This window comes from Maribacter polysaccharolyticus (assembly GCF_028882255.1).
Classification (GTDB): domain Bacteria; phylum Bacteroidota; class Bacteroidia; order Flavobacteriales; family Flavobacteriaceae; genus Maribacter_A; species Maribacter_A polysaccharolyticus.
Genome location: NZ_JARBUY010000004.1, coordinates 268,091 through 285,336, shown reverse-complemented (window position 1 = coordinate 285,336; position 17,246 = coordinate 268,091). Strand labels below are relative to the sequence as shown.

Annotated in this window: 10 protein-coding genes; 5 read left to right on the top strand and 5 right to left on the bottom strand. The window is 43.8% G+C overall.

Annotated elements, in window-relative coordinates; all coding sequences use genetic code 11:
- Positions 1–17 precede the first annotated feature (17 nt).
- The 5 genes from PHU20_RS13870 to PHU20_RS13850 form a co-directional block, all read right to left on the bottom strand.
- Positions 18–719: a hypothetical protein gene (locus PHU20_RS13870; protein WP_274825986.1), complete on the bottom strand. Its 702-nt coding sequence runs from the start codon at positions 717–719 to the stop codon at positions 18–20.
- On the bottom strand, positions 716–4,063 hold the full coding sequence (locus PHU20_RS13865; protein ID WP_274825985.1) for an alpha-amylase family glycosyl hydrolase: 3,348 nt from the start codon (positions 4,061–4,063) through the stop codon (positions 716–718). Before PHU20_RS13865 ends, PHU20_RS13870 begins: the two co-directional genes overlap by 4 nt.
- Before the next feature lie 113 nt (positions 4,064–4,176).
- Complete coding sequence (locus PHU20_RS13860) at positions 4,177–5,523, bottom strand: SusF/SusE family carbohydrate-binding protein (protein WP_274825984.1); 1,347 nt, start codon at positions 5,521–5,523, stop codon at positions 4,177–4,179.
- Between the two features lie 16 nt (positions 5,524–5,539).
- Complete coding sequence (locus tag PHU20_RS13855) at positions 5,540–7,066, bottom strand: RagB/SusD family nutrient uptake outer membrane protein (RefSeq protein WP_338040893.1); 1,527 nt, start codon at positions 7,064–7,066, stop codon at positions 5,540–5,542.
- A gap of 8 nt (positions 7,067–7,074) precedes the next feature.
- Positions 7,075–10,074, bottom strand: coding sequence for a SusC/RagA family TonB-linked outer membrane protein (locus tag PHU20_RS13850; RefSeq protein ID WP_274825983.1), 3,000 nt, complete (start codon positions 10,072–10,074; stop codon positions 7,075–7,077).
- Between the two features lie 231 nt (positions 10,075–10,305).
- Here PHU20_RS13850 and PHU20_RS13845 point away from each other — a divergent pair, with 231 nt between their 5' ends.
- From PHU20_RS13845 to PHU20_RS13825, 5 genes are all read left to right on the top strand, one after another.
- On the top strand, positions 10,306–11,346 hold the full coding sequence (locus PHU20_RS13845; RefSeq protein WP_274825982.1) for a LacI family DNA-binding transcriptional regulator: 1,041 nt from the start codon (positions 10,306–10,308) through the stop codon (positions 11,344–11,346).
- A 227-nt stretch (positions 11,347–11,573) separates the two neighbouring features.
- Positions 11,574–12,233 (top strand): beta-phosphoglucomutase, encoded by a 660-nt coding sequence (gene pgmB, locus PHU20_RS13840; RefSeq protein WP_274825981.1) that lies wholly within the window; start codon positions 11,574–11,576, stop codon positions 12,231–12,233.
- Positions 12,230–14,536 carry a glycoside hydrolase family 65 protein gene (locus PHU20_RS13835; protein ID WP_274825980.1) on the top strand — a complete coding sequence of 769 codons (2,307 nt, stop codon included), beginning with the start codon at positions 12,230–12,232 and terminating at the stop codon, positions 14,534–14,536. Before pgmB ends, PHU20_RS13835 begins: the two co-directional genes overlap by 4 nt.
- A complete protein-coding gene (locus PHU20_RS13830; protein WP_274825979.1) occupies positions 14,537–16,414 on the top strand; it encodes an alpha-amylase family glycosyl hydrolase in 1,878 nt (625 codons plus the stop codon).
- 140 nt (positions 16,415–16,554) lie between these two features.
- Complete coding sequence (locus PHU20_RS13825; RefSeq protein ID WP_274825978.1) at positions 16,555–17,244, top strand: glycerophosphodiester phosphodiesterase; 690 nt, start codon at positions 16,555–16,557, stop codon at positions 17,242–17,244.
- Positions 17,245–17,246: the final 2 nt, after the last annotated feature.

Genomic DNA, 17,246 nt, shown 5'->3' with positions numbered 1-17,246 from the left:
TTTAAAACCTCCTAAACTCAGTTCACCTTAAACTGAAAAATTTCCGAGTTCGATGTATTGCCCGCCGTATCATAGGTTATTACTTTCCAATAATATACCGATCCGGAAACAGCATTAAAATCGATGGATTCGGTGGTTGTGTTTCCCAATACCGTTGATGGGAGGGTGTTTTCATCAATAATTAGGTCATAGGAAGCGATATCATCATCCACATCGCTACCTTCCCAACGTAGGGTAACCGTTCCGGAAGCAATGCTCGATCCTACGGTAGGGTAGATCGCCGCAGCAGGGAATGGGGCGTAATTTTCTATAGCAGATCCCGCATTGTAAAATTTCCATTGGTCGCTTTCCGCAGTTTCATCGGTATCGTCGGCTTTGGAGGTTACCGTCCAAGCATACGGAGTAGCCCTTAACAGGGTGATTTCGAGTTCGTTGGTGCTTGCATTATAGGATTGGGAGGAATTGGCGTCCAAATTAGTGAGGTTCACGGTATAGGAGTCCGTATGGTCAGAGGCGGTCCATAAGAATGTGACATTGCTCTCCGTATCCGAAATTATGGTGCCTTCGAGACACTCCGAATCGGCTTCCGGGAAAACCAATGTGGCCGCATCGGGAGGTGTTACGGTTATCGGATCCGGGTCATTGTCGCCATCTCCTCCGCAGGAAAATAAAATGCCGATGAGCATTGTGGGAAGGATGTATTTTAAGATATCCATCATTTTACGATTTTATAGTGATAGGTTTTTTGTGCTGTATGAATTTTCAATACGAACAAACCGCTCGGAATGTTCGAAACGTCGATCTGTACCTGGCCATTGTTTGCCTCATGATCCGATGTGGAAAGCTGTTGGCCCGTAAGGGTATAGATTTCCACATTTACCGAAGGATCGTTTAAATACCCCAGTTCCAAATATAACAGGTTGTCAGTTACCGGATTGGGATATACCGAAATTGGACTTACCAAAACAAAGGTTTCTTCATAAGTTCCTTGACAATCCTTATCGGTAGTTACGCTTAGGGTGTTTGTTTGTGCTTCTAAATCCAAGGTAATTTCATTTTGTGTTGTGGTAAACACATTCCCGTTAAGGTCGATGATATACAGGTTGCCCCCTTGTAAGTTCAAGGAAAGCTTGCCTGTGGTAGTATCCACTTTGGAAGTTACCGATAGGTCTTCAGGTTCGGTAATGGTTAGGTCGTAACAAAGTTCATAATCGCTCTGCCCTTCTACGGTGATACATACCGTATAATCGCCTGCCAAGAGTCCGGTGAATTCGGTTTCGGATGTAAACGCATTCGTGGCATTCGTTACCCCTGAAAGGGTCGCTGAATAGTTGTGACTTTCGTTGGCTGTGATCGAAATGCTTCCGTTGTTACTGGAGCGACAGGTTTCGCTGCTCGATTTAAGCCCGAAGTTATCTGTCGGCAAAGAGAACAGTGCACAACCATCCACATCCACAGTACTCCCATAGGGGGTGTCCGGACAAAGGTCATCAGCATTGATTACCCCGTCACCATCCAAATCATCTGGGTCTATTAGGGCTTCACTGGGTTGGTCTGCATAAACCCTGAATTCCCCTGGGGCCAATGAAATGGTAGCCGTAGTGCTGGAAACCTCATAGGGGGCATTGGTTTCCAAAAGATCGTACCATGTGCCGGTTTCCTGGAAATCCGGAGTGATTTCTTGGGTTGTCAATCCAAAGTTCCCCAGTACGGTAATGTATTTTATCCCGTCCCCAGTAGCCGAATTATCTGTCATATGAATGGTTTTCAAACCTGTGGAAGCACTTAGGTCCATCGTAAAATCAGTGGTTTTAAAAATGGGCTCTTCCAATTTGAGTTTGATCAAATCTGACCAAGTTTCATAAATCGCAAAGCGATTTTCATCGTCGGCGTATTCCCATAAGATGGGTTTATTGCCGGTTCGGTCGTTATAATCGATCGAAATATCATATCCCAATTCCCCGAATTGCCAGATCATTTTAGGTCCTGGCACGGTGAAAAAGAACGCCCCAGCAGTTTGCATTCTACTTAAGGCGGTGTCTGAATCGGTAACATCGTAGTCGCCCTCGGCATTGCCATAGGTCAGATTTTTGTACATCAAACGTTCCTCATCATGGCTTTCCATATAAGATACTGCAGACGGTTGGTCAAATCCTTTGGAGCTATAGGAAACATTCGAAAAATCGGATTTGCTGCTATCGTTGTAGCCCATGGTAGCTTCGTTATAGGGGTCGGACATTTTGTTCCATAAAAGGATGCCTTTGTCTTCATCTACCCTATAATTGGCCCATTGTTCTTCTTCCGCTATCTCTCCCAAATGCTCGAAAATCACATAAAAATCGGCATCGGAAGCCCATTGGTTGTCCGCATAGCCCTTTAAAACTTCAACCCTATCCGTTTGGGGGCTATTGGTGCAACTGTCGTCCGATGAGGTGCAATTTTGTGTAAATCCTTTGGTGAGGTCCCAGCGCATGCCATCAATCTTGAATTCCTCGATCCAATAGGTTACCGTACGGTTTACATAATCTTTAGTGGCCTGTTGTTGATGGTTGAAATCATTGAAAACACTGTAGGAGTGGGTTGCCGTGGCATTGAAAAACGGGTTGTCGTCACTGGCGACCCCACCGGTACCTCCATCATCGGTGTTCCACAAACGGTAATACGGATTTTGGCCGGTGGCATGATTGTAGACCACATCCAAAATCACGGCCATTCCCCTGGTGTGGCATTCGTCTATAAGGGATTTTAAGGCATCCTTGGTACCATAATATTTATCCAACGCCATATGAAAGGACGGATTGTAGCCCCAACTTTCGTTACCGTCAAATTCACTGACCGGCATAAGCTCAATGGCATTTACGCCAAGTTCCTCCAAATAGTCCAACCTGTTTTTAACGGCATCAAAGGAATGGAGGGCATCAAAATCACGGATCAAAATTTCATAAACGACCAAATCTTCTTTTGCGGGTGGGGCAAAATCCGTTATCTGCCAGGCATAGTCCGGTTCGTTTGTTCTTAAAACGGTTATCGCATCCGATTGTCCGGTTGGGTAGGAAGGGAGGTCGGGATAAGTAGTGTCGTCTATATAATCGTCATTGCCATACCCGTCCAAGATCAGGGTGGAGTAGGGGTCGGCAATATTGATGTCAAATTCTACCAAATATTGATAAAGGTGGTCGTAGCCTGGAGTAAGATCGGTCAATTCAATCCAGAATCGATCCTGGGAAGGGTCCTTTTTCATTAAATAGTCGTCATCTATCTCCCAATTGTTGAAATCGCCGATGACATGTACGAATTCTTTTAGGGGTGCATATAGCACCAAAGTCACTTTGGTAGGATCTGTATCGTCAAAATTGATTCCGTCCAGAAGTCCGTCCGGAACGGCTTCTTCGGTCACTGTTGGGCTTACGGCCAGCGTAAACGCTTCGGTGAGCGATTCAGAACCATCGCTGGCTAGAAGTTCAAAATTCGTGGTGGTATTGACTACATAATCGTAAGAGTAATCCGTTGCTGAGGTTACGGAATCATCGATAACCGAACCGTTGGCCGTCAAGGTGAAGCTTGAGTTGGCCGAAGCTGTGGCTGCAATGGTATAACTGGTACCGCTGGAAACGATGGTCGTACTTTGGGAAGGCGAAGTAAGAACCAATTGATACCCACCGACAGCGATGGTATGGTCCTGTGTTTTTTTGTCCCCCGTACCGTCTTTGGCCTTTACGAGCATACCGATTTCGGTTATGCCGGTAGCCCCATAAAAAGTGGAAGGGGTCATGGTGTAACTATAGGTGCCATCCCCATTATCGGTCATTTTTTGGCTTTCGTCAGAACTTGTCCACGTGCCATTGGTTGGGGAGTCGGCCTGGGCGCCGTTACTATCTTCATACCATGCCCATAAATAAACTTCCGACACGCTCCACGCCGTAAGGTCTAAACCGGAAACCGTGATGGTTATTTCATCGTTTTCGGTAAACGTTGTGGGAGTGGTGGAGAAAACACCGGTCTGCTGTTGAGCATAAGTTAAGCTAATGAAAAGTAGTAAGAAGGGTACTAATAACTTTTTCATGTTTATTGGTTAATGGTTTAGTGGTTTTAGAAACCCAAACTATATATGACCTTATGAATATAAGGTAAAAAGGGCTGTGTTGAGCAGCCCTTTTTTTAAATGGTCTTTAATGGTTAGTTAATGGCATAGGTGCCATTTGCAGTGTCAAGGGTAATTCTGTAGCTTCCCGCAGTTACAGTGATATTGGCACCTCCGGCATCCAATGTGCCATCCGCACCATCATCACCGAAATCCGTGTCCCATGCATTATTTATACGGAATTTGATTTCCCCATCGATAAGAGGAACGATTTCAGCGATCCAAATATCCGGGTTCACTTCGGTAAATGTAAAATCGGGAGTGGATCCCCAATCATTATAGCCAGAACCTACAACTCCCCAAAGATCGGCAGCTTCAATAGTATAGGTGTTGTCGTTAAGGTTCATTCTGATCGTGTAATGTCCTTCGGTTACCGCAATGTTATCACCGCCACTATCCAAGGTACCATCGGCACCGGTGTCACCGAAATCAACACTCCATTCGTTGTTCATCCTGAATTTGATCTCTCCTTCTACAAGTTTGACACCTACGGTAAAAGTATCGGTAGTATAGTCATAGTAGAACTTGGCATCTGGGGTTTCTCCCCAGTTATTGTAACCAGATCCAACTACACCCCATGAGTATTCCTCAATAGTGTAAGTGTTGTCGTTAAGGTTCAATGTAATTTTATAATCCCCTGCGGTTACCGCAATGTTGTCTCCATCTTGATCCAATGTGCCATCAACACCAGTGTCACCGTAATTAAGTGACCAATCGTTATTTTCCCTGAATTTGATTTCGCCATCCACTAAAGTGGCATAAGACACAAAAATGCCATCTGTATCCGTAGTGTAGAAGGGTGCGTCATCATAAGCTCCCCAATTGTTATATCCAGAACCCACAATACCCCAAGTGGAAATTGAAATACCGGAACCATCGCTGCTTTCTTCCAAAATCGTAATGTTCAAGGTCATGACTTCGGAATAGGTATCAACAGCATCACCACCTTCCCCACTACCGGCAAAGGCCCTGGCCCTAAAATACACTTGTCCACTGTCACCGGCTTCCAAACCTAAAAGAGCGGCAAGGTTATTTAAATCGGAGACTTTAACTTCGGCATTGGTCACACTTAAGGTTCCTGAATCGTATTCGGTGGCCGAATCATAAGCGTCAAATGAACTGTCTATAGAGCCCTGTAATTGGTAGCTAATTTCGGTGGCTACGCCGAAATCGACTTCATTCCAGACGAATCTTTCCGCCACATTGGACAAGGTGCCGGTAGAAATCAGGTATTCATCGGCAGCGGTGAACGAAAACGCAAGGTCTTCAGAGGCTTCCAATAAGGTGAACTCGGGGGTAACGTCATCATTATCGCAGGAGGTGAAAACCATCACCAGCAATAAGGGCACAAATTTCAAATAGTTTATAATCGTATTTTTCATCTTTTCTAAGTTTAGTTTAATATCCAGGATTTTGACTTAAGTTCGTATTGGCTTCCAGTGCTGATGAAGGAATCGGGAAAAGTTCGTAGGTACTTGGGATAGACGTTCCCTGTGCCGTATTTCCTTTCCATGGCCAGATGTAAGATCCTCCGGTGAATTTACCAAAACGGATCAAGTCGGAACGTCTGTGGCCTTCCAGGTTCAGTTCCCTTGCACGTTCATCAAGGATGAAATCCAAGGTGAGGTCGGATAGGGATATGCTGGAGGCATTGGAACGGGTTCGCACAAGATTCACATAATTCCTCGCAGTACTCATATCGGTTCCGGAGGCTCCCCGTATCGCACATTCGGCATACATCAAATAGGCATCGGCCAATCTAAATAAAGGAAAATCGGTGCTCGAGAATGAGGTTGCGTCCAATGTTGTACTATACCCTGTATTCCTGAATTTTATAGAGGGATATCCATCGGTCCATTCTTTATAGTCGGTCATTTCATAATTATGGCCTTCGGTCCAGAAGAGCTCCCCCCTATCATCACCTTCCTCGTACAACCCGTACCAAGCTTTCGTAGCCCGATGTCCAGACCATGGATCATCCGTCCCGAAATCGGTGATGGTCATGGTTTCCGAACTCATGCTCCCATTGACAATGTAGGTCGTATTTCCATAACTTTGACTGGATATGGCATCCGCTATTAAAGGAAGAATGATTTCCGTGGAAGTGTAGTTGTCCCCGGAAAACAGACTTACAAAATCAGTAGCCAAAGTATACCCCCCATCATTGATTACACTGTTGATATACGGCACGGCATCGTCGAACCGTGAAGTTCCCGTATACACCTCGGCGTTCAAATAGAGTTTTGCCAATAACATCTGGGCAGCTGCTTTCGTTGCCTGTCCGTACCCATTGGTCGTGGGTAGGTCCGCTTCGGCAGCAATCAATTCGGTTTCGACATATTCGAACAATTCGGTCCTAGAGACTTCTTCCAAAGGTGCAGAGGTACCATAGTTGTCTTCCGTGGCAAGCACACCCTTACCAAAACAATCGATAAGATAGTAGTAGGCCAAAGCCCTTAAGAAACGCACTTCCGCAACCACTTGGTCTTCATTTTCCACATCTTCGGCTTCCAGGATGAGTAATAGGTTGTTCGCCGTAGGGACGGTATAGTAGATCCTGTTGTACAAGTATCTAAAGAACTTATTGTTTTGGGTCCAATCGGTGGATGTGGTCAATTGATCCAAACCGTCGTCTCCCCATCGGTTTTTCATTCCGTCGGCGGTGAAGTCCTGAAGGTTCACGATCCCTCTTAAGAAAGGGGATTCCCCGGCATCATCATCGATATCGGAACTACCGGGTCCGTCAGGTCCAGAAAGCGCAAAGGATGCATACAATCGGGATAATAGACCGGTAATGGCATCCGGATCACTTTCCAGTAAGTCTTCCAAGGTTTGTTCAACTTGGGGTTCCGTATTGAGATCATCCGTACAATTTGTAAATACAAATAGCGTACAGCATAAAAGGATAATTATTTTTTTCATCATTTTTTTTATTAAAAATCAAGATTTAAACCTAACGATATAGACCTTGGTCGTGGATAGAAATTATTATCAATAGCATTGAAATTCTCAGGATCCTGGCCACTATAATTCGTAATGATGAACGGGTTGTTCACAACGCCGAATAGCCTTAATCTCATATTTTTGAACTGATCGATAGTATATCCCAAAACAATACTCTCACATCGTAAGAAGGAGGCATCTTCCAAGTAATAATCGGAGAAAGGTACGTTGCCACTAACGTCCACAAAGTTCGAATCGGCCGCTCCTGAGTAAAAGTCAAGTACATTGCTTAGACTTTGGGAGTTGTTTGGAATGGCATTATCGGTATACCCATTGGACAATCGTACGGCATTATAGACTTCTCCCCCGATTTGCCCTCTAAAGCTCGAACTGAAATCGAATTTTTTATAATTGAAATTGAACCCGAAACCAAAGGTCCAGTTAGGTCTTAAAGGCCTGTAATACATATCGTCGTCGTCAACGACACCGTCACCGGTAAAATCTGCAAAGGCGTCGTGGATCGGATTTCCGTCTTCATCGTACAACTGCTTGAATACCAAGGCAGAGTATGGCTGTTCCCCAACGGCATGATCGGCTAAATAAACCCCTGTACCTGTTGGTAAGCTAGACTCGGTGGCAGAAATGGTGGTCACATCTTCCAAATCGGTCACCTCCGCTTCTGAATAAGCAATGTTGGTATTGAACTCAAGATTGACATCCCTGGTTTGAACAGGGGTGAAATTCAAGCTCAATTCAAAACCTTTGCTCTCCGTTGTTCCTACATTGTCAATAAAGCTACTGGCCAATGCTTGTCCGGGAGCAACCGGTACTTCGGCCAATAGGTCGGTAGTCTCCCTGTAGAATACATCAAACGTACCGCTTATTCTTCTACCGGGGAAGAATCCGAAGTCGAGTCCGGCATTGTAGGTCGTTGTCTTCTCCCAGGTAAGATCTTCATTGAAGGCTGCAGCCGAGTAGAGTGTGGTTCCTTCCAAATATTGACTGGAAACGGAACCTGCTATGAATAAGGGTCGGTATGGGAAATATCCCGCTACCCCGGTAACATCTTGTTGACCGGTTTTTCCCCAGCCTAAACGAAGTTTTAAGTCGTTTACGAAATGAACGTCTTTTAAGAAGTTCTCTTCATTGATTTTCCAAGCCAGTGCCACAGCTGGGAAGTAGCCCCATCGGTTATCTTCACTGAACAATGAAGAACCATCCGCTCTAATCGAAGCGGTCAAAAGATACTTATCTGCAATGTTGATATTGGTACGGCCAAAGAACGATTGCAGGTTAAGGATCGTATAGTACCTATTGTCAGGGTTGCTTTCATCTACTACGAGATATCTTAGCCCTGTAGCATCATTGTAATCATACTCTTCTTTAGTGCCATCGTTTACAAAGTTTTGATACGAATAACCACCCTGTACATCAAATCTCGTGATCGGCCCTTCCTCTAACTCCTTGGCATAAACCAGATAGGCATCCATAGTATGGTTTCGGATGACTTGATCTTCCCTGTAATTGACACCGGGGTTGAAGACGGCTTCATTGTCCGAATTAAGCTCATAGGTAGCAATGGCATTATCGGAATAGACTTCTTCAATATCGGATTCGGAATATTCCAGCCCAAGGTTCAATACCGCCCTTAATTCGGGCAGGAAATGCATTTTGTAATCCAGCTCTACATTACCCAAGAATTTGGCCACGTTTTCCGGTCTGGAGCGTTGCATCAATAAGGCAACGGGGTTCCATTGCCCATCTAACAGGCCATCATCCGTAATGCTTTGGTAATAACCCCCAAAAATGGAAGCATCGTCATAAATGGGTTTCGTGGGGTCCATACTTATGGCACCTCCCAGAGCTCCACTTTCATCTACGGTATACTTAGTAGCCTTAATACCCTTTGCATTGACATCTACTTTTAAATGCTCATCAAAGAAAGTTGGGGTTAATTTCAATGAAGTCGTAAAACGTTCGTAATCATTTCTTTTTACCAGTCCTTCCGTATTGTTATATCCTAAGGAGAACCGTATGGGAAGTTTCTCGAAAAGATTGGCCCTGGCACTGAAACTGACGTCTTGGGAAACAGCGGTCCTTAAAATGGCATCTTGCCAATCCGTATTGTAAGTAACACCATCCACTCCCAACAGATTCGAATATGTTGGATGGTATTCGTTGATGAACCTCTCAAATGTAGGGCCATCCATAACGTCGATCGTATTGCCCGCCTCGCTAATGGTTGAGGTAACCGAGAGGTTGAATTGTGGTTTTCCCGATGTACCTTTTTTGGTGGTAATGATAATGACACCATTGGATGCCCTGGAACCATATATGGCAGTTGCAGAGGCATCTTTCAATATGGAAAAGCTATCCACGTCATTTGGGTTGACCAATGACAATGGGTTGTTTACCCCGGCAGGGTTGGAAATATCGAGTGGTACACCATCGATAACGATCAATGGGTTGTTACTGGCGCTTAATGACGCCCCACCCCTAATCCGGATGTTCGGAGCGGCATCGGGGGCTCCACCGGAATTGGTGATCCGAACCCCGGCTGCTTTACCGGTCAACAACTGGTCTGTAGAAACAATGGCACCTTTGTTGAAATCCTCGGATGTGATCGCCTCTACGGATCCCGTGGCATCTTTTACGGTTGTGGTACCGTATCCAATGACCACCACTTCATCCAACTGCGCCCTGTCCTCTTCCATTACAAGGTCTAGATTAGGACCTGTAACGGCAACCTCCAAGGTTTTGTATCCGATATAGGAAAATTGCAATACTGCGCCATCGTCCACGCTTAAGGTATAATAACCATCAAAATCGGTAGTGGTTCCTGTAGATGTGCCTATAACTACGATACTGACACCAGGTAAGGGACCTCCAGTCAACTGGTCGGTCACGGTACCATTTACCGTGGTCTGTGCAAAAATCCCTATTGGAATCATAAACACGGCCAGTAAGAGGCACTGTTTGATTTTTTTCATAGAACGTTTCTTAAATTAGTTTTAATTAGTTTTGAACTGTAATTTTACTCCTCATCAACTAAATTATGTAAATTTTATGTTAATATTCAGTCACGCCAATGTTTACAGGGGATTACAACGTTTTCGGGTTGATAACTTTTAAAGTTTCATTGTGATAATGACAAAAACAAGACCCATCGAAAGATGAATTTTTATTTTTTACTTTAAAATATTATCAGACCCATACATTTTATGAAGCCGAAAATGACCTTGAAGAGAATTGCCAAAGAGTTGGGGGTGTCGATTTCCACCGTTTCCAAGGCACTGCATGACAATAAGGAAATAAGTCAGGAGAACCGGGATAAAATCCAGGCTTTTGCAAAATTCTATAACTATCGTCCCAATAATATCGCACTGAGTCTTAAGAATAAAAAAACAAAGACCATAGGTTTGATCATTCCGGAAATCGTACATAATTTCTTTGCGAAGGTCATAGGGGGTATCGAACATGTGGCCAAATTAAAAGGGTACCATGTCATAATTGCCGTAACCAATGAATCCTTTGATAATGAGGTGATCAATATGGAGTTGTTGGTGCATAGTAATATCGATGGTTTTATCATGTCTTTATCCAAGGAAACCCTCCTGAACCAGGACAAACATCACCTTCAGGAAACCATTAACCAAGGTGTGCCCATTGTCATGTTCGATCGGGTACACCCCGATATCGACTGTGACAAGGTTATCGTGGATGATAAGGAAGGCGCACGGATAGCCACGCAGAAGCTTATCGATACGGGTTGTGAAAAAATACTACTGCTTACGACCGAAGACTTCATCAATATCGGGAATTTAAGGACACAAGGGTACTTAGAGGTGCTAAAAGAGAACGGTGTGGCCCCTGATCCGAATATTATCCTAAAAATCAATGATATGGGTAATCTTGAGCGAAAACAAGAGGATCTTGAGAATGATATCAATAAAATATTCGATAAGACGCCTGATATTGACGGTATTTTTGCCGTAAATGAAATTTATGCGATAACGGCATTGAATGTAGCCCGCCAAAGGGGGCTTCGGGTACCCGAGGATCTTTCGGTGGTCGGTTTTTCAAACGGAATACTCTCCCAGCATTCATGGCCGAGCCTTACGACCATTAGCCAACATGGTTTCCAGATGGGGGAACTGGCAGCAACACTCCTAATAGATAGGTTGAACAATGAGGATGAGGACAAGGAATTTGAAACCCGGATTATAAAAACTGCGCTTATTGATAGAGATTCAACCAGATAGGATGTTGAAAATTAAAAAAAACTTTATATTTTTGAACCCATCAAAACTTGGTTTTACTTCTCAATGATAAGTTTTGAATAGACTTTTGGCGATTTTAATGGGTGGATTCTAGGCCCATTAAGTTAAAAAAATTTCCGGTAAATTATTCAATATTAGGACATTATTGTACATTTCGTGTATGTATACAACGAATGCATTTGTCCATTTCAATTCGCAATAAAATAAAAATGAAGAAAAAAGGAATAATATTCGATTTGGACGGTGTTATTGTAGATACCGCAAAATACCACTATTTGGCATGGAAGAAACTTGCCAACGAATTGGGGTTCGAATTTACCGAAGAGCAAAACGAAATGTTCAAGGGGGTAAGCCGCAAACGTTGTCTCGAAATTCTGTTGGATATCGGACAGGTAAAAGCTACCCAAGAACAATTCGACCAATGGATGGTCGAAAAGAACGAGGATTATTTGGCGTATATAGCGCAAATGGATGCCTCCGAAATCTTACCGGACGTCACGAAAGTCCTGGAATATCTGAAATCAAAAGACGTTCCCATTGCATTGGGTTCTGCAAGCAAAAATGCCAAACCTATTTTGGAAAAGGTGGGGTTATTGGATTATTTCGATTACCTCGTTGATGGCAACAGTGTTACAAAAGCCAAGCCTGATCCGGAGGTCTTCTTGATTGCAGCACAAAAATTAGGGGTAAATGCCGAAGATTGCATCGTTTTCGAAGATGCGGTTGCGGGCATTGAAGCCGCGAACAATGCAAAAATGACAAGTATAGGAATCGGTGATGCCAGTGTACTTTCGGCAGCCGACCATAATTTTAAGGATTTCACTGAAATCGATTTGGGTTTTATTAAAAATTTATTGGAAAGTAGATGAATCAAGAATACATAAAAGCGGACAAGTGGTCGATCATCGAGGAAGGTTTCGACCAGGAAACGGTAATGTCCTCAGAAAGTCTCTTTAGTTTAGGCAACGGAGCGATGGGACAAAGGGCCAACTTTGAAGAGCGATATACGGGCCCCACCTTTCAGGGAAGTTATATTGCCGGGGTATATTATCCTGATAAAACCCGGGTAGGATGGTGGAAAAATGGCTACCCCGAGTATTTTGCCAAGGTATTGAACGCCCCGAATTGGATAGGGATGGATGTCCTTGTCAATAAGGAGCCTTTGGATCTGTCTACCTGTATTTCGGTCGATGGTTTCAGGAGGGAATTGAACATGAAAGAGGGATGGTACAAACGTACCTTTAAGGCGACCCTACCCAATAACGCAAAGGTACAGGTGGCCATAACCCGGTTTTTGAGCCTTGATCTAGACGAAATCGGTGCCATTGACTATAGTGTGGTCCCAATGGACCAAGATGCGGAAATCACCTTCGTACCTTACCTCGATAGCGGTATCACCAATGTGGACAGTAATTGGGACGATAAATTTTGGAACACCACTTCTGTGGATTCCAAGGATTCCAGGGCCTATATAGAAGCCCATACCATGAAGACCAATTTTAAGACCTGTACTTTCATGGGGGTCGAAGTACATCTTGATGGGAAAAAAATGGAAATGACCCCTGAAGTCTCCCAAAAGGAAACTTGGGTCGGGCATTCCTACACCCAAAAGGTAAAGCAAGGCACGGCCTTCTCCTTGATCAAGTTTGGAGGGTACACGGTTTCCCGTAACCACAAGACAGGTACTTTGGTCGCAGCTGCGGATTCCGCTTTGGATAAAGCTTTTGCCTTAGGCTTTGATGCCTTGTTGCAAAATCAGAAAAAAGCGTGGGAGGCCATTTGGCAAATGAGTGATATTACCATTGAGGGCGATGTAAAGGCCCAGCAAGGTATACGTTTCAATATTTTCCAGTTGAACCAGACCTACTTAGGTACCGACTCTAGATTGAATATTGGTCCGAAAGGGTTTACGGGCGAAAAATATGGTGGAAGTACCTATTGGGATACCGAGGCCTATTGTATCCCGTTTTATATGGCTACCAAGAACCAGGAAGTAGCCAGGAACTTATTGAAATACCGGTACGACCATTTGGAAAAGGCGATAGCGAATGCCCACAAATTGGGATTCAATAACGGGGCGGCACTTTATCCCATGGTAACTATGAACGGGGAAGAGTGCCATAACGAATGGGAAATCACTTTTGAGGAAATCCATAGGAATGGGGCCATTGCCTTTGCCATCTATAATTACTATCGTTTTACGGGCGATTATTCCTATATCCCTGAAATGGGCTTGGAGGTATTGATCGGTATTGCCCGTTTCTGGTACCAGCGGGCGAATTTTTCGGAGGACAAGCAGAAGTTTGTCATTCTGGGGGTGACAGGTCCGAACGAGTATGAGAATAACGTGAACAATAATTGGTATACCAACTATTTGGCCAAGTGGTGTATCGAATATACCATAAAGCAGTTGCAAAAAGTTAAGGACGGCTATCCCGATGATTACAAAAGGATCATAGGTCATACCCGATTAACGTCGAACGAAACGGATAAATGGGAAGAGGTCGCCAAAGGCATGTACTTCCCATACTCCGAAAAATATGAAGTTTACCTTCAACAAGATGGCTTCTTGGACAAAGAACTCATAACCGTTGATAAGTTGGATAAGATGGAAAGGCCCATCAACCAAAAATGGAGTTGGGACCGTATCCTACGATCACCCTATATAAAACAGGCCGATGTTCTGCAGTGTTTTTATTTCTTCGAAGACCATTTTTCACAGGAAATGTTGGAAAAACATTTTGACTTTTATGAGCCTTTTACGGTACATGAATCGTCACTTTCACCCTGTGTGCATAGCATACAGGCGGCAAAATTAGATCGTATGGATCAAGCCTACCGGTTTTATTTGCGCACTTCAAGGTTGGATCTTGACGATTATAACAAGGAGGTCGAAGAAGGACTTCACATAACCTCTATGGCCGGTACTTGGATGAGCATTGTTGAAGGATTTGGGGGATTAAGGGTCATTGATGATAAATTGTCGTTTACACCGAGAATTCCGAAAAAATGGAAATCCTATTCCTTTAAGATCAATTTCAGGAATCGCATAATCAAGGTCACGGTTTCGGAAAGCAGCACCAAATTCATATTGGAAGGAAACGAACAAATGTCGATCCGATGTAAGGGTAAACGGATCGAGTTGAATCCGCATGAGGAAATTTCGGTCTAAATGAAGAGTTCTAAGGCCTTTTTATTGATGTTTGTCATACTTTTGGTCAAAGCGTGTACCGTAAAAAAAGAAAACAAACAAATGGCATCCGAGAAAAAAGTACATAAAGAAGTAGTCTATCAGGTTTTTACCCGACTTTTTGGCAATACGAATACCACGAATAAACCTTGGGGGACCATTGAGGAGAATGGAGTGGGCAAATTTTCCGATTTTTCGGATAAGGCACTACAAGAAATCAAGGATCTTGGGGTAACGTATATCTGGTATACCGGAGTGCCACATCACGACGTGATCACGGATTATAGTGCCTACGGCATTTCAAATGACGATCCGGATATCGTTAAAGGTAGGGCCGGTTCACCTTATGCCGTAAAGGATTATTATAACGTGAATCCCGATTTGGCCGATGATCCCGCCAATAGATTGGCAGAGTTCAAAGCGTTGGTCAACAGGACCCATAGGGCCGGGCTTAAGGTATTGATCGATATCGTCCCGAACCATGTCGCCCGTAATTATGAGGGCAGCTCCACTCCTGACGGCTTGGAACCCTTCGGGGCTTCGGATGATACCTCGATGGAGTATAAAAGGGACAATAACTTCTATTACATTCCCTCAGAGGCTTTTAAAGTACCAACATGGGAAAACGGTTATTTGCCATTGGGCGGGGAAGCACATCCACTGGCAGACGGGAAATTTGATGAGAACCCGGCAAAATGGACCGGAAACGGATCGCGAAAGGCACAGCCCCATATGAATGATTGGTACGAGACCGTAAAGATCAATTATGGAGTTCGTCCCGATGGCTCCTATGATTTTGATAGGCTTCCGGAAAATTTCGGATTGACCGATTATAAGGCGCATTATGAATTTTGGGCCAATAAAGACGTTCCCGATTCTTGGGTCAAATTCAAGGATATTGCCTTGTATTGGTTGTCAATGGGAGTCGATGGGTTCCGTTATGATATGGCCGAAATGGTGCCGGTGGAGTTCTGGAGTTATATGAATTCCCATATAAAAATGAGTGATCCGGATGCGTTTTTATTGGCCGAGGTCTATAACCCTGGCCTGTATCGCGATTATATCCATAAAGGAAAGATGGACTACCTCTATGATAAGGTAGAGATGTACGATTCTTTAAAGCATATTATGCAGGGCCATGGTTGGACGGACCATATTCCCGTCGTAAAGGATAACATGAAGGATATTGAACATCATATGCTCCATTTTTTGGAAAACCATGATGAACAGCGTATCGCAAGTCCCGATTTTGCAGGTGATGCCAAAAAAGGTAAACCGGCCATGGTGGTATCGGCTACCATAAGTACATCTCCGACATTGATCTATTTTGGGCAGGAAGTCGGTGAACCCGGAAATGAAAATGCCGGATTCGGGCAACCGACCCGTACTTCGATTTTTGACTATATCGGGGTGCCCCATCATCAACGCTGGGTCAATAACAAGAATTTCGACGGTGCACAATTGACCGATGAGGAAAAAGACCTTCGACTATTTTACAAAACCTTGTTGAATTTTACCATTAACAGTGAGGCATTAATGGGGAATTACAGGGATATCCATTACTATAATAGAGACCATACCGAAAATTATAACCATAGGGTGTTGTCCTATGTGCGATGGGCTGCCCATGAAAAATTGGTGGTAGTCGCTAATTTCGATGCCAACGAATCCTATGGGTTTGAGTTGAAAATCCCAAAGGAAATTATTTCCATGTGGCTGCTCAAGGATGGGGTTTACGATACCGAAGATCAATTGACTTCGGATAATGCCCCTAAGTTGATCGTTGAGGAGGGCATCGGTAAAATGGAAATCAATTTAAGTCCCTTGGAGTCTTTTATATTCAAATTAAAGCGTGATTGAGTACTTTTTTGTTCAGAAAATGTATCTTTCCTGTATATTGGACAGCAAAGGGATACCCAAACTATTTTTTTGACCAAATGAAAAAATCAATCCACTGTTTTTTAATTATTGTACTCCTTGTACTAACCCAAAGTTGTTCTATGGAAAATAAACCCTTGGTAATCGGACATCGTGGGGCAATGGGCCATGAAACCGAAAATTCATTGGCATCGGTAAAAAAGGCCATCGAACTTGGTGTGGATATGGTCGAGATCGATGTTTTTAAAATAAAAAGTGGGGAGATCGTGGTTTTTCACGACAATACGGTTGATCGTCTTACCCAGGGTTCCGGTAACATCGAAGCGTATACTTTAGATGACCTGAAACCACTCTACCTTGAAGGGGGACATAAAATCCCGACCCTCAAGGAAGTGTTGGATCTTATCGACAATAAAGTAGCTTTGAACATTGAGCTTAAAGGAGCCAATACTTCCAAACAAGTGAATGCCATTATGCAAGAGTATATTAAGGATCACCGTTGGTCGCCGGGCAATTTTATCATATCCAGTTTTAATTGGAGTGAATTGGAAGAGATGAGAAGATTGAACACCGATGTGAGGATTGCGATATTAACGGAGGATAATCCGTTGGGAGCCTTACAAATAGCAAAGGAATTACGGGCAGAGGCCGTTAATCCCGATTTTAAGGATTTAAATGCGGATGTCGCCAAAGAAATCAAGGAAGCAGGATTCAAGATCTACCCTTGGACGGTGAATGAACCAGGCGATATTGATAGGGTCAAGTCGTATGGTGTGGATGGAATCATTACAAATTACCCAGAGCGGATTTAATG